Here is a 13,239-nt window from a genome sequence, read left to right as displayed (position 1 = left end):
CCGCCCCGCACAACGACAACGCCTTTGGGGTTTGACATTGCGCGCGCCGACGAGGTCGGCGCGCGCAAAACGAACACCATCGCGCGTCCGGCTTTCCGGAACACACTCAACGGCACGGGAAACAGCGCGAGCATCATTGGGGCTTTCGGCGACCTCAATGGCTGCATGTCGTACCCCCGTTAGTCGGCCGGCCCCGAACTGCTCAGCCTGCCCCGTCGCATGGCACGAGCGCAGAGCATCGCACGCAGGGCCCCGGCAACTCCACAGGGCGGCTTTACCGCGTGAGACCAACTGGAGTCAGGTGCAGGGTGTCCCGATCGGGACACGAACGACGGCTTCTCTGCCGTCGGCTCGGACCGTGAGTGGCACGCACATAGGCCGGTCGGCGTAGAACCCGCCCGCGTAGACGATCCACGTCTTGTCCGCGGGGCAGGCGGGTACGGTGACGACCGGGGCCGGCTGGTCCATGCCTCCCCACCCGATCGCGGGCCGTTCCGGTGCGTCGCCCGGCACGCTCAACTCGGCGCCCTTCCCCGCCTTGACCACCAGCCCGGTCTTGGCGTAGGTCCGCCCGTCGGCCCCGGGGTAGGGGCCGCCGTCGAATTGCAGGGGCTCCGCCCCGCCCAGCCACAGGGCGACGGTGTCGAGCACGACGACGTCGTCCGGGCTGTCGAGCCCGTCCCGCCAGAAGATTGACCGGGAGCACTCGACGGACGGGAGCCCGGGCCGCGCCGCGGACGTCCCGTCCGCGGTGGGTGGCGCGGACACCGCGAACCCGGTGGGTGCGGCCGACGGCGTGCCCACGCCCCGATCCGGGCCCTTGGCGGTACAAGACATGCCGGCGACCGCCACCGCAGCCATGACGATGAGTACCCGAAGACGACGCATACGCCGCACCCCCCGCCAGCAGGGTCCCACCGGCTCCGCACCAAAGGAACCGTTCAGGCGGAGCGCGAACACCATGAAACGCAGGCGAAGACAGCGTCGATCGCGCACATCTTCGACAACGGCACCGCCCGGCAGGCCGGCCCCGACGCGGCCTCACCCCTTCCAAGCCCTAAGCATGTCCGACGGTCTGCTCCCGCACGAGGAGGCGATGAGTCGGGCGTTATCCGGGTGCGGTTTGTGGGGGGCTCGTTTTAGCGTCTGGGTTATGACTGAGCAGTCCGAGCCGCAGGAGCAGGAGTCGCCGTCGGATGGGGCGGAGGTCGAGCGTGCTGCTCTCGTCCGCAAGCTGGCGGAGGAGATCGCCGAGCAGGACCGTGAGCTGTTGGATCGGCTCAAGTGAGCGCGCTGATTTCCGCCGACGAGTTGCTGGTCGTGGCCGAGGCGGCGTTCGGGGGTGTTCCGCAGGTGCGGGACGCGGGGGCGATAGCGAGTGCAAGTGCGCGGCCGGCTACGACGGTCTTCGGCGAGGACGCGTACCCGGATCTGTGGTCCAAGGCCGCCGCGCTCATGCATTCGGTCGCGCGTGTGCACCCGCTGGTGGACGGGAACAAGCGCACCGCGTGGGTCGCCGCCCGGGTTCTGCTCGCGCTGAACGGCGTCCCCGCGGTGCCGGTCGACGTCGACCGTGCCGAGGAGTTCGTCATCGCGGTGACGACCGGTGTGCTGGACGAGGTGCCGGAGATCGCCGTGCAGCTGCGCGGGCTGTATGCGGTGGCGTGACGGTACGGCGAAGGCCGCCACTCGGAGGAGACCTCGGGGTGGCGGCCTTTGCGCGTGTGCCTAGCGGCCGACGAACTTGGCCTTGCCGGGGCCGCTCTCGACGAAGCTCTTCATGCCGATGGCGCGGTCCTCGGTGGCGAACAGGCCGGTGAACTGCATGCGTTCGATTTCGAGGCCGGTGTCGAGGTCGGTCTCGAGGCCGCGGTCGATGGCTTCCTTGGCGGCGCGGAGCGCGTAGGCGGGGCCGTTGGCGAACTGGGCGGCCCAGGCGAGGGCGGCGTCGTAGACCTCTTCCGGGGCGACGACGCGGTCGACGAGGCCGATCGTGTGGGCCTCGGCGGCGTCGACGAAGCGACCGGAGTAGATGAGGTCCTTGGCCTTGGCGGGGCCGATCAGGCGCGGGAGGCGCTGCGAGCCGCCGGCGCCGGGGATGATGCCGAGCAGGATCTCGGGCTGGCCGAGCTTGGCGTTCTCGCCGCAGACCCGGAAGTCGGCGCACAGCGCCAGCTCGCAGCCGCCGCCGAGCGCGTAGCCGGTGATGGCGGCGATGACCGGCTTGGGGATGCGGGCGACGGCGGTGAAGGCGGACTGGAGGGCGATGCCGCGGTCGACCATGTCGGTGTACGCCATGGCCTCCATCTCCTTGATGTCCGCGCCGGCCGCGAAGACCTTCTCGCCGCCGTAGATGACGACGGCGCGGACGTCGGCGCGCTCGCCGGCCTCCTGCGCGACGGCCCGCAGTTCTTCCTGCAGCTGGACGTTCAAGGCGTTCATCGGCGGCCTGGCCAGCCGGATGGTGCCGATCCCGTCGGCCACCTCCAGGTTCACGAACTCGCCCACGTCTGGCTCCTCATCTCACACGGTCACGGCTCAGCACGGCTGCGGCGGTTGCCTGCCGGAGCCGACTTTACGGCCCGGCACGCACAGGGGCGGGGCCGGGCCGCCGTAGCGTGCCCGACCCCGCCCCGGGATCCCTCAGGCGGCGGAGGCCGTCAGCCCTTGGCCGCGCTGCCGGCGACCCAGGCGTCCCAGCTCAGGTTCCAGTCGCCGTAGCCGTTGTCGCCGGCGACGTTCTTGTCCTTGGCGTTGACGACCTCGACGATGTCGCCGGGGTTGGCGGCGTTGTCGAAGAACCAGGAGGCGTTCTCCAGCGGCATGCTGATGCAGCCGTGGCTGGTGTTCTGGTTGCCGAAGACGCTCGGGAGGGCCCACGTGTTGGCGTGGACGAAGGTGCCGGAGTTGGTGATCCGGACGGCCTTCTTCACGTCGGGTATGTCGTACTCGCTGCCGAGGCCGACGGTCTGCGAGTTCATGCGGGTCTGCTGGTACTTCTCCTGGACGACCATCTTGCCGCCCCAGGTGGCGTACTTGGGCACCTCGCCGGTGGTGACGGCGATGGTCTTGACCAGCTGGTCGTTCTTGTAGACCTTCATCGTCTTGGTGTTGACGTCGACGACGCTGACCGTCTTGGTCGAGCTGATCTTGACGTTGAACGACTTGAACTGCTCGAACTTGGCGCCGTTGCCGGCGTCGACGCCGCGCAGGTTCAGGTCGACCTTGATCTTGGTGTTGACCGCCCAGTAGTCCTTGGGCCGGTAGTCGACGCGCTGCGTGCCGAACCAGTGCCACGAGCCGGTGACGGCCGGGGTGGCGGTGACGACGAGCGCCTTCTCGACCGCGGCCTTGTCCTTGACGGGCGCGTTGAACCGGATCGATATCGGCTGCCCGACACCGACCGTGGCGCCGTCCTCGGGGTAGAAGCTCGCGGTGATCTTCTTGTCGTTGCTCACCGTGGTGAACGACGACGTGGAGGTGGTCTGCTGCCCGGACTTGGTGGACGCGACCGCGGTCACCGTGTACTTGGAGCCGAACGTGAACGGCACCTTGGGCTTCCAGGTCTTGCCGTCCGCGTCGAGCTTGCCCTCGACCGGCTCGTTCTTCGCGTTGGTGACCTTCACCGAGTCGAGCTTGTCGTCGGCGCCGACGGCGACGTCGACGCCGTCGGTGACGTCGACCCCGGTGGCCTGGTCGGCCGGGGTGACGGTGACCTGCGCCTTGTCGGCGGCCGCGGGCGCCGGGGCCGAGGGCGAGCCGGCGGGCTGCTGGCCGGCGTCCGCGCCGCCCGCCTGGCCGGAGTTGCCGCCGGAGGCGAAGCCGTTGGAGCCGTTGTTGGACTTCTTCCCGTCGTCCGAGCTGCACGCGGTCGCGAACAGCAGCGCACCCAGGAGAAGCGCGACGAGCGCGCGCCATCGCGCCGGGGGGCGGCCTATACGCGGCTTCGGTGCTCGGGACATGTGCGGGGTTCCCTTCACATACGGGTGGACCGGGGCGGCCGGGTCCGCTCACGCGTCGCCGGCCTACGACCGTTAGACGCTGCGAACACGCCTTCGGTTTCGCCTGACGCCCGGTCGTTGCCGAACCGGGACGTACGGTGGGTGCCGGCGGTCCCGAACACCGAATGATTCCACGGGTTTGCGCGCATGTGTTCGGGTGGTCCCCGTGAGTCGGCTCACGCGCGCCGGTCGGCCTCCAGCAGTGCGGCCAAGACCCGCTGGTCGACGTCGTGTTCGGGCCCGGGGCCGGTCGTTCCGGTACGCACGACGACGAGCTCGTAGCCGCCCGCAGCCGGCGCGGGGACGTCGTCCGGGAGCGCGGTGACGACGCGGCGCAGCCCGGTGTCCTCGGCCGCGTCCAGCAGCCATTCCCACGTGTCGAGCGGGCCGCCGCGGCCGTCGGGCCCGGCGTCGAGGTGGACGACGGTGTGCGCGTCCTCCAGGACGGCGCCGAGCCGCAGCGGGTCGGACAGGTCGCCGACGGACACCCGTACGCCGGCGACCCGCAGTGCGGCGGCCGCGGCGGGGTCGCGGACGACGGCGCGGACGTCCGGCACGCCGCGTTCGACCAGGGCGAGGGCGAGGGCTCGGCCGAGCGGGGTCCCGGCCCCGGTGACGACGACGGGCATGCCGCGCACGCTACAAGAACCGACACGTACCGACGTGTGAAGATCGCGTGCGGATGGGAGCGCGCGCCGCCGGACCGCGCGCCGCACACATCGAGTTGAGGCACGCGCGTGCGCTCCGCCGTCCGTGAATGTCACCCCCTCCGCATCCTCACTACTTGTCGACAAAGCCATCGACCCTGGCAGTGCGCGTGATTCCCGACGCCGAGCAGGGGTCGGGCAGGGCGCGCGGCCGGGGGCTCCCCGCCGGAGCGGCGGGCTTCGGGTCCACTCGCGCGAGCGAAGACCACCGCAAAGGTTGGATTTCCGATCACGGGTTGCGACAAATTGGTCACACGACGTCGACAACGCCGGCACGGGGACGGCCGTCCCTCCGGCACCACGAAGCCAACTCCCGGGCACCGCACACCAGTAGCGGTCCCGGGTCGCCCTCGGAGGAACCCACCATGAAGCGCATTCTCGGCACCCTCGTCGTCGCGCCGCTCGCGGCCGGCCTGCTGTTCCTCGGCACCGGCATGGCGGTCGCGGACACCGGCGCGGATTCCGGCAACGGGTCCACGTCCACCGCGACGACCACCTCCACGTCGACCACGAGCAACGCGGGCAGCGGCAACGTGTGGGGCGGTGTCGACGGCAACTACAACGCCACGCAGCAGAGCGCCAACGGCTCCGGGGCCAGCAACCAGAACAACACCGCCGGGGTGAAGGACAACGGCGGCGTCGTGGTGATCCAGCAGGGCAACAACAACAACGGCGCGTCGCACCAGGGGGTCTGGGGCGGCTGGTTCCCCTGGTTCTAGCCGACGGCGCTCGCCGCCGGTTCCCGCCGGCGGTGCCGGCCGACGCGTCCGACCGACCGCCCTGCCGTATCGAGTCCGGCAGACTTCCCCGACAGGGCGGTTCGTCTCGAGTGTGTCGCCCGGCGTCGCCCGGGACCGCGTGACGAGCCTCGCGCGCCTTGCAACACGTCGGCCCGGCGGTGTCCGCACCGCCGGGCCTCCCCTTTCTCAGCCCCGTGTCCGGCCCATGTCCGGCCCGGTGTCCGGCGGGGAAGGCCCACCTGCCGGAGGCCCCCGTCCCACGTTGTGAACAGCGGGTGACTCGGGGGCACTTCAAACGGGAACCCTTGTCACCAGAGAGCCGGGCGCCGTGCGTCCCGGGTGACTCCGCGCGACGGCCAGAGCGGGAGGCGGTGCCATGGCACAGAGGCGCGATGCGGTCGCGGGACTCCTGGGCCGGTTTCGGCCCACCCCGGCCGCCGCCCCGCCCACCGGGCGGCGGGCTCATCCCACGGCGTACGCCAACGGCTACGCGGATCCCCCCTGGCCCGGCCGCCGCGTGCCCCTCGGCGCGCGCTACGACGGCGCCGGCACGAACTTCGCCCTGTGGGCCGGCGGCGCGGAGGCCGTCGACCTGTGCCTGTTCGAGGACGGGCCGGACGGCACGCTGAAGGAGACCCGGCTGCCGCTGCTCGACCAGACCTTCCACGTGTGGCACGGCTACCTGCCCGGCATCGGCCCCGGCCAGCGGTACGGCTTCCGCGTGCACGGCCCGTGGGAGCCGTGGCGCGGCGCCCGCTGGAACCCGAACAAGCTGCTGCTCGACCCGTACGCGCGCGCGATCGACGGGCTGTTCGTCCTCGACGACGCCGTCTACGGCCACGTGCGCGGCGGCGACGACACGGTCGCCGACCCGCGCGACTCGGCCCCCTTCGTGCCCAAGTCGGTCGTCGTGCAGGACGACTTCGACTGGTCGGACGACCGACGCCCCAAGATCCCGTGGGCCGAGACGGTCATCTACGAACTGCACGTGAAGGGCTTCACCGCGCTGCACCCCGGCATCCCCGACCACCTGCGCGGCACGTACGCGGGGCTGGCGCACCCCGCGGCGATCGACCACCTGGTGCGGCTCGGCGTGACGGCCGTCGAGCTGCTGCCCGTCCACCACTTCGTGTCCGAGGAGCACCTGCTGCGCCGCCGCGGCACGAACCACTGGGGCTACAACTCGATCGGCTACTTCGCGCCGCACGCGGGCTACTCGTCGTCGGGCGGCCGCGGCGGGCAGGTGCACGAGTTCCGCCGCATGGTGCACGCGCTGCACGACGCCGGCATCGAGGTCATCCTCGACGTCGTCTACAACCACACCGGCGAAGGCGGCCCCGGCGGGCCCACGCTGTGCTTCCGCGGCATCGACAACGCCGGCTACTACCGGCTGCGCGACGGCGGCAGCGGATACACCGACTACACCGGCTGCGGGAACACGCTCAACGTCGTGCAGCCGCAGGTGCTCCAGCTCATCACCGACTCGCTGCGCTACTGGGTCACCGAGATGGGCGTGGACGGCTTCCGGTTCGACCTCGCGGCCGCGCTCGCCCGCTCCATGCACGACGTCGACAAGCTCTCCTCGTTCCTGACCGTCATCGGGCAGGACCCGGTGCTGTCCCGCGTCAAGCTCATCGCCGAGCCGTGGGACGTCGGCGAGGGCGGCTACCAGGTCGGCGAGTTCCCGCCGCTGTGGACCGAGTGGAACGACAAGTACCGCGACACCGTGCGCGACTTCTGGCGCGGCGCCCGGCCCGACGTGCGCGACCTCGCCTACCGGCTGGCCGGCTCGTCCGACCTCTACCAGCAGGACGGCCGGCACCCGTACGCGTCCATCAACTACGTCACCGCGCACGACGGCTTCACACTGCGCGACCTCGTCTCGTACGAGCGCAAGCACAACGAGGCCAACGGCGAGGACAACCGCGACGGCACCAACGACAACCGCTCGTGGAACTGCGGCTACGAGGGCGAGACCACCGACACCGCCGTCAACCTGCTGCGCCGCCGCCAACTCCGCAACATGATGACCACGCTCCTGCTGTCCACCGGCGTGCCGATGCTGGTCGCCGGCGACGAGATGGGCCGCACCCAGCGCGGCAACAACAACGCCTACTGCCAGGACAACGAGCTGTCGTGGCTCGACTGGTCGGCCCGCGACGACCCGCAGTGGCAGCCGCTGCTCGACCTGACCAGCCGGCTGATCCGGCTGCGCCGCACGCACCCCGTGCTGTGCCGCCGCGCGTTCTTCTCCGGCCGCCCGTCGTTCCCCGACGGGCTGCGCGACCTGGCCTGGTTCACCCCGACCGGGCGCGAGATGACCGAGCGCGACTGGTTCTCCCCCACCGCGACGCTCGGCATGTACGTCTCCGGGCTCGACATCCGGCAGCGCGGCCCGCGCGGCGAGCGCATCGTCGACGACAGCTTCCTGCTGATCCTGCACGCGTCGTCGCAGCCGATGCGGTTCGTGCTGCCCGGCGAGCCGTGGGCGCACTCGTACGAGATCGTCCTCGACACCGCGCTCGACACCGACCCCATGGCGCGCTTCAACGAGCCGGTGCCCGGCGGCACCGCGCTCACCCTGACCGGGCGCAGCGCGATGCTCCTGCGCGTCGAGCACGCCATCTGGGCACCCACCTGACCGGGCCGTCCCGTGGCGTCCGTCACATCCGCCGGACGCCCCGCCCGGGTTGCATACGGCGCCGTAGGGGCCGTGCGGCACGCCCGGGAACGGGGTGTCACCCTGGTAGGGAACGCCCGCGGCTCTTCGCCTGAACGGAGTACCACCTTTATGACCACGCCCACGCCGATCCTGACCACCGCGCCGAACTTCCGCGACGCGGGCGGCCACGCGACCGCCGATGGGCGCAAGGTCCGCACCGGGCTGGTCTTCCGCTCCGACGGCCTCGCCGAGCTGGACGCCGCCGACACCGACACCCTCGTACGCCTCGGCATCGGCCTCGTCTGCGACCTGCGCTCCGAGCACGAGCGCGAGAACGAGCCCGACCGGCTCCCCGACGGCGTCGAACTGCTCGTCGCCGACGTCATGGGGCACGGCAACAACGAGCTCTTCGGCGACGTCTTCGCCGACCCCAAGCGCGCGGGCGAGATCCTCGGCGGGCAGGCCGGCATCGACCTGATGAGCGAGGTCTACCGGCGCTTCGTCGCCACCGAGCTCGCGCGCGAGGCCTACCGCGCGGTCTTCACGCGCATGGCCGAGGCCGAGCGGGGCGTGGTGTTCCACTGCTCGCAGGGCAAGGACCGCACCGGCTGGACGTCGGCCGTGCTCCTCACCCTCCTCGGCGTGCCGCGCGCCGCGATCCTCGAGGACTACCTCGACAGCGCGAAGCACCTGCACGGCAAGAACAGCCGCATCCTCGAGGTGATCGCCGAGCGCGGCTTCGACCCCGAGCACCTGCGCCCGATGTTCTCGGTCCGTCAGGAGTACCTCGACACCGCGTTCCGTACCGTCGACGAGATGTACGGCTCGGTCGAGCGCTACGTCCTCGACGGCATGGGCGTCCCCCAGTCCGCGATCGACGCGCTGCGCGCCCGCCTCCTGGAGGGATGACCGGTCACGGCCTCGCGGCGTGGACGGTCAGCACCGGCACCTCCCGCGTCGCACCGACGGCCAGGGCGTCGCGGAGCACCCTGACGACACCCGACGGGTCGTCGCGGATCCGGCCCGGGAGGAACGACACGACGACCAGCCCCGCCGCGCGCATGCGGGCGGCGCGGGCGGCGGTGTCGGCGCGCGCCGCGGCCGTGGCGTAGTGGTACGCGACCGAGTCGACCTCGGCGGCGACCCCCAGGTGCGGCCACAGCGCGTCGGGCGAGCACAGGAACGTGCCGTCCGGCAGGTGGACGCGCGGGTTCCACAACGGCTCGGGCAGCCCCGCGGCGAGCACGTGCCGGCGCAACTCGGCCTCCGGCAACGACCGCACCCCCGACGCGAGCTCGTCGATGATCGCGGCCACCCGCGCACGGTCGCCCGGCGGCACGTGCGCCGCCTCGACGGCCAAGGCCGCGACATCGCAGACCCGCGCCTGCACCGCGGCCAACGCCACCGCCCGCGCCTGCTCCGCCGAGGCCAACCGCCGGCACGCGTCGAGCACCGCGCGCGGGTACGGCGCCGTCGGCGGCACCCGCAACGCCTGCGGCGGCGGCAACCGCCGCGTGCGCTCGTACACGACACCGGGCAGCCCCCTCCCCCGGTGCGCGCGGCCGACCAGCAGATGGATCTCCGGCCGGTACGGCACGTTCCGCACCTCGCCGAGCTCCAACGCCGTCAGCCCGGTCGCCAACGCCCCGTGCTCGGCATGCAGCACCGCCGCCAACACCCGCTGCCGCCGCGTCACCGGCCCCGCCCCGACCAGCACCACATTGGGCGCGACCCGCCGCCACACCCCCTCCCGAACCCGCCGCGCCCGCACCCGGTCCCGAACCCCACCCCGCCGCTGCTGCCCGACCGTCACCAACCCACACTGCCGCCGAGCCACCTCCGCGAGCCACCGCTCCGGCGCGGCCTCCACCCCGGGAAACGGCAACGGATCGGCCTGCCACTCACCCGCCATCCCCCGACGCTACGCCCGCCCCCACCCCGAATCGACGAGATCACCCTGGCACGGGCAAAGGCGACCCCGACGAGCGAAGCCTGAACCCCCCTTCGACGAACACCCGTTCACCCACCGCCAACGTGGCCGACCGCCAACGGGCCAACCCATCCGACGCACGGGGTTGGGCCGACGCCCAGGCGTCTGCTCGCGTCGGAGCTGGGCGGCACGTCGGCCGGCGGGTGGGTCGCGGTCGGGTACCGGTCGGTGGCAACCGGGGCCAGCTTGTCGGTGGCTGCGGTACCGTCCGATGTCCGGGCTGGTGAGGGGGTTGACGCGTGATCCAGGAACTGCGGGCCGGGGATCCGCGGGAGGTCGGGGGGTATCGGACCGTCGCGCGGCTCGGGGCCGGGGGGATGGGGGAGGTGTTCCTCGGGCGGTCGGCGAGTGGGCGGCTGGTGGCCGTCAAGACGGTGCGCGCCGAGTTGTCGGGGGACGACGACTTCCGGGTGCGGTTCCGGCGTGAGGTGGATGCTTCGCGGCGGGTCAGTGCCTTCCATACCGCGGCTGTCGTCGCGGCCGACGCCGATGCGACGCCGGCGTGGATGGTCACCGAGTACATCCCGGGGCCGTCGTTGGAAGAGGCTGTACGTGCGCACGGCGCGTTCCCCGTTCACGCGTTGCGGGTGCTCGGGGCGGGTCTCGCCGAGGCGTTGGAGGCCATCCACGCGTGCGGGCTGATCCACCGGGACCTCAAGCCGTCGAACATCCTGCTGGCCGAGGACGGGCCGCGCGTCATCGACTTCGGGATCGCGCGGGCGTTGGAGGGCTCGACGGTCACCCGCACCGGGTTCATGGTCGGTTCGGTCGGGTTCCTCTCGCCGGAGCAGTTGCTCGCGGACCGGATCACGCCCGCCGCCGACGTGTTCGCGCTCGGGGCGGTGTTGTGTGCGGCGGCCGGGCTGGCGCCGTTCGGGAGCGGGTCGGCGCAGGCGATGCTGTTCCGGGTGGTGCACCAGCAGCCGGAACTGGCGGGGCTGCCGGACGAGTTGCGCGACATCGTCGCCTCGTGCCTGGCCAAGGATCCCGCGGAGCGGCCGCGGCCGATGGACCTGGTGCATGCGCTGTCGGAGGGCCCGGCGGGTGACTGGCTGCCCCCGGCGGTGCTGGCGTCGATCGCGGAACGGCGCAGTCAGGCACAGGAGTTGGCCCGTGCGACGGCGGTCGGCGCCTCGCCCGACCGCACCGAACCCGACCTCACCGAACCCGACCTCACCGGACCGGGCCTCACCGGCCCCGGCCTCACCCCGCCCGGCACCACCACCGCCGCAGACTCCCCCGCATCCACGTCGTCGTGGCGCAACCGGGTCTCCGGTTTCCCGGACGCCGTGCCCGCCCCCGTTCCGCCGCCTCCCCCGTCCACCACGCCCCCGCCGTGGCCGCATGACGCCTCCGGCTATCCGGACGCGGTGCCCGTGCCTCCCCCGCCGTCGTCCGTCCCCCACTCGCTGCCCCCGCTGCACCTGTACCCGCCGCCCGCCCCGCCGGCCCGGCGGCGGCTCGACCGATTGCCCGGCGGCAGTCGCGTGTGGGTCCCGCTCATTGTCGTGACCGCGCTGGGCGTGCTGGCGGGTCTCGGCACCCTCACCGCGCTGCTGGTCAACAAGGACAAGGGCGGCCAGGCCGAGAACTCGTCGGGGCCGAACACCCCCGCGCTCCCGCCGCAGCGGGGCGGGACCGTCACGGTGTCGATCAACGCCGACTCCACGTCGCTCGACCCTGCCGGGGTCTCCTACCGCCCGTTCGGCGACGGCCAGCGCATGTCGGCGCTGTACGACCCGCTGGTCGTCTTCACCCCGTCCACCGGCAAGGTCACACCGTTCCTCGCGAAGGGCCTCACGTCGAGCCCCGACGGCTTCACGTGGACGCTCGAACTGCGGCCGGGCGTCCGCTTCTCCGACGGCAGCACGCTCGACGCCGACGCGGTCAAGTTCAACTGGGACCGGTTCGCCGACCCCGCGGTCAAGTCCGTGCACGCGGGCGCGGTGCGTGGCCTCACGACGCGGGTCGTGGACCCGACGCACCTGAGCATCACGCTGCCGTACCCGGACCTGACGTTCGACCACCTGCTGGCGTCCGACCTGTCGTACGTCGCCTCGCCGACCGCCGTCCGCAAGGACCCGTCCGGCTTCGGCGCGAACCCGGTGGGCGCCGGGCCGTTCAAGCTGCAGAGCTGGGAGCGCGGCAGGAAGCAGACGTTCGTCCGCAACACCGACTACTGGCGGGGCCCCGACAAGCCGTACCTGGACACGCTGGTCTTCGCCGTCGACAGCGACCAGCCGGTCGCCCCGGTAATCGCGCGCACTGCCGACCTGAACTTCCAGAGCGCCAACCGCGATGTCGCGCAGGCCCGTTCGGCGGGGCTGGAGCTGCGGCCGACGACGGAGCCGGGCGGCATCATGATGACGTTCAACGCCGGTCGCGCCCCGTTCGACGACCCGCGCGCCCGTAAGGCGGTCGCCCTCGCGCTGGACGCGGACGCGCTGGCCAGGAGCGCGCAGAGCGGTGTCACCGTCTCCACGAGCGTCGTCCCGTCGGACTCACCGGTGAGCGAGGGCCTGCCGCAGCAGCCGGCCAAGGACGCCACCGAGGCGCAGCGCCTGCTCGACCAACTCGCCGCTGAGGGAAAGCCGTTGGCGTTCACCGTGGTCTGCGGCGCCAACGAGCAGTCGACGATGGAGGCGGCCAAGGCCCAGCTCGCGCGCTACCGGAACGTCACGATGACCGTCCAGGTCAGCCAGCAGTACGACCAGTTGATGGCCACGCGGCAGTACGACGCCATCTGGACGTACGCGACCGGCCCCGACATCACCACGTGGCTGTACACGCAGACCCGCGGCGGCGTCAGCCCGTCCGGTTACCAGGACGCCGCCGTCGACGCCGCCTGGACCGCCGTCCGCTCGGCCACGTCCGACCAGGCCCGCAAGACCGCGTACGCGACGCTGCTCGCCGCCCTGAACAACGACCCGCCGTGGTGGGTCTACGGCCGGATCTCGCTCAACGCGGTGCACGTCAAGGACGCGCTGACCGGCCTCGACAGCGCGTACGCCGACGGCATCCTGCAGTGGGCCGACGTCGCCCGCGCGAAGCCCTGAACGGCTGCTCCGAACGGGTCGGGACCGACCAAGTCGTCGCCGCGCGGGGCGCCTGTCCCGCGGCTAGACTCGCCGCACCGCGA

General features: G+C 72.1%; 12 protein-coding genes. 7 read left to right on the top strand and 5 right to left on the bottom strand.

The annotated features are described in order from the left end of the window. A partial coding sequence (locus tag QI554_RS19210) for a hypothetical protein (RefSeq protein WP_281471319.1) occupies positions 1–183 on the top strand: 183 nt, incomplete at its 5' end. Positions 184–297: 114 nt separating this feature from the next. On the opposite strand, the gene QI554_RS19205 is transcribed toward QI554_RS19210, so the two are convergent. Further along, a complete protein-coding gene (locus tag QI554_RS19205; protein ID WP_281471318.1) occupies positions 298–804 on the bottom strand; it encodes a hypothetical protein in 507 nt (168 codons plus the stop codon). A gap of 349 nt (positions 805–1,153) precedes the next feature. Here QI554_RS19205 and QI554_RS19200 point away from each other — a divergent pair, with 349 nt between their 5' ends. Further along, positions 1,154–1,288 carry a hypothetical protein gene (locus QI554_RS19200; RefSeq protein ID WP_281471316.1) on the top strand — a complete coding sequence of 45 codons (135 nt, stop codon included), beginning with the start codon at positions 1,154–1,156 and terminating at the stop codon, positions 1,286–1,288. Next, on the top strand, positions 1,285–1,668 hold the full coding sequence (locus QI554_RS19195; protein WP_281471314.1) for a type II toxin-antitoxin system death-on-curing family toxin: 384 nt from the start codon (positions 1,285–1,287) through the stop codon (positions 1,666–1,668). Before QI554_RS19200 ends, QI554_RS19195 begins: the two co-directional genes overlap by 4 nt. A gap of 60 nt (positions 1,669–1,728) precedes the next feature. Here QI554_RS19195 and QI554_RS19190 read toward each other — a convergent pair whose 3' ends face one another. The 3 genes from QI554_RS19190 to QI554_RS19180 form a co-directional block, all read right to left on the bottom strand. After that, on the bottom strand, positions 1,729–2,496 hold the full coding sequence (locus QI554_RS19190) for an enoyl-CoA hydratase/isomerase family protein (protein ID WP_281471328.1): 768 nt from the start codon (positions 2,494–2,496) through the stop codon (positions 1,729–1,731). A 164-nt stretch (positions 2,497–2,660) separates the two neighbouring features. After that, positions 2,661–3,962, bottom strand: a complete 1,302-nt coding sequence (locus QI554_RS19185) for a L,D-transpeptidase (protein ID WP_281471313.1) — start codon at positions 3,960–3,962, stop codon at positions 2,661–2,663. Positions 3,963–4,177: 215 nt separating this feature from the next. Further along, positions 4,178–4,630: an SDR family oxidoreductase gene (locus QI554_RS19180; protein ID WP_281471312.1), complete on the bottom strand. Its 453-nt coding sequence runs from the start codon at positions 4,628–4,630 to the stop codon at positions 4,178–4,180. A gap of 443 nt (positions 4,631–5,073) precedes the next feature. On the opposite strand from QI554_RS19180, the gene QI554_RS19175 reads away from it, so the two are divergent. The 3 genes from QI554_RS19175 to QI554_RS19165 all read left to right on the top strand — a co-directional run bounded on the left by QI554_RS19175 (position 5,074) and on the right by QI554_RS19165 (position 9,019). Beyond that, entirely contained in the window at positions 5,074–5,427 is a 354-nt protein-coding gene (locus QI554_RS19175) for a hypothetical protein (RefSeq protein ID WP_281471310.1), read from the top strand. 397 nt (positions 5,428–5,824) lie between these two features. Continuing rightward, a complete protein-coding gene (gene glgX, locus QI554_RS19170; RefSeq protein ID WP_281471308.1) occupies positions 5,825–8,089 on the top strand; it encodes a glycogen debranching protein GlgX in 2,265 nt (754 codons plus the stop codon). Between the two features lie 150 nt (positions 8,090–8,239). Beyond that, entirely contained in the window at positions 8,240–9,019 is a 780-nt protein-coding gene (locus tag QI554_RS19165; protein ID WP_281471306.1) for a tyrosine-protein phosphatase, read from the top strand. Positions 9,020–9,023: 4 nt separating this feature from the next. Here the strand turns inward: QI554_RS19165 and QI554_RS19160 are convergent, their stop codons facing one another. Beyond that, the gene (locus QI554_RS19160; protein WP_281471305.1) at positions 9,024–9,923 is read right to left on the bottom strand and encodes a hypothetical protein; all 900 of its coding nucleotides are present in this window, start codon (positions 9,921–9,923) and stop codon (positions 9,024–9,026) included. Positions 9,924–10,339: 416 nt separating this feature from the next. Here QI554_RS19160 and QI554_RS19155 point away from each other — a divergent pair, with 416 nt between their 5' ends. After that, positions 10,340–13,156 carry an ABC transporter substrate-binding protein gene (locus QI554_RS19155; RefSeq protein ID WP_281471303.1) on the top strand — a complete coding sequence of 939 codons (2,817 nt, stop codon included), beginning with the start codon at positions 10,340–10,342 and terminating at the stop codon, positions 13,154–13,156. The last annotated feature ends 83 nt before the right edge of the window (positions 13,157–13,239 follow it).

It is taken from the genome of Yinghuangia seranimata (assembly GCF_029953285.1).
Taxonomy (GTDB): domain Bacteria; phylum Actinomycetota; class Actinomycetes; order Streptomycetales; family Streptomycetaceae; genus Yinghuangia; species Yinghuangia seranimata.
The sequence above is the reverse complement of the archived record's forward strand: the minus strand, read 5'-3'. Positions and strand labels throughout refer to the sequence as shown.

Coding starts and splice junctions, on each gene's coding strand:
- QI554_RS19200 (WP_281471316.1), top strand. CDS start 1,154: ATGACTGAGCAGTCCGAGCCGCAGGAGCAGGAGTCGCCGTCGGATGGG.
- QI554_RS19185 (WP_281471313.1), bottom strand. CDS start 3,962: ATGTCCCGAGCACCGAAGCCGCGTATAGGCCGCCCCCCGGCGCGATGG.
- QI554_RS19180 (WP_281471312.1), bottom strand. CDS start 4,630: ATGCCCGTCGTCGTCACCGGGGCCGGGACCCCGCTCGGCCGAGCCCTC.
- QI554_RS19175 (WP_281471310.1), top strand. CDS start 5,074: ATGAAGCGCATTCTCGGCACCCTCGTCGTCGCGCCGCTCGCGGCCGGC.
- glgX (WP_281471308.1), top strand. CDS start 5,825: ATGGCACAGAGGCGCGATGCGGTCGCGGGACTCCTGGGCCGGTTTCGG.
- QI554_RS19165 (WP_281471306.1), top strand. CDS start 8,240: ATGACCACGCCCACGCCGATCCTGACCACCGCGCCGAACTTCCGCGAC.